Annotated in this window: 1 pseudogene (cut by a window edge); it reads left to right on the top strand. The window is 69.9% G+C overall.

Going from position 1 to position 532, the window contains the following annotated elements:
• Window positions 1-532 (top strand): annotated as a pseudogene (locus tag K789_RS23225) (Mur ligase family protein); its annotated part reaches 276 nt to the left of the window's first position; the annotation flags it as partial.

Raw genomic sequence — 532 nt, 5'->3', positions numbered from 1 at the left:
CGGCCGCCGTGTTGACGGACGACGCCGGCGCGCGCCTGCTGTCCTTCTCCCACGACATCGCCGTGCCGGTGCTGCTGGCCGAGGAACCCCGCAGCCTCGTGGGCGCGCTGTCGGCCCTGATCTACCGGAGCCGGCCGGACGACGCGCCCGCCCCGGCCCTCTACGGCGTCACGGGCACCAACGGCAAGACCACCACCACCTACTTCCTCAACGCCCTGCTGCAGGCCCTCGGGAAGAAGACCGGGTTGATCGGCACCATTGAGATCCTGGCCGGCGGCGAACCCATTCCCAGCCTCCTCACGACACCCGAGTCCACCGACGTCCACGCCCTGCTGGCCCTGATGCGCGAACGCGGCCTCGATGCCGCCTCGATGGAGGTCTCCTCGCACGCCGTCGCGTTCCACCGCGTGGACGGGGTCGTGTTCGACGTCGCAGGCTTCACGAACCTGACCCAGGACCACCTTGACCTGCACGGGAGCATGGAAGAGTACTTCCAGACCAAGGCGCAGCTCTTCACCCCCGGGCGGGCCCG

Source organism: Arthrobacter sp. TB 26, assembly GCF_000427315.1.
GTDB lineage: Bacteria > Actinomycetota > Actinomycetes > Actinomycetales > Micrococcaceae > Arthrobacter.
Note: the sequence above shows the minus strand (reverse complement) of the source record. Positions and strands in the feature narration are given on the sequence as shown.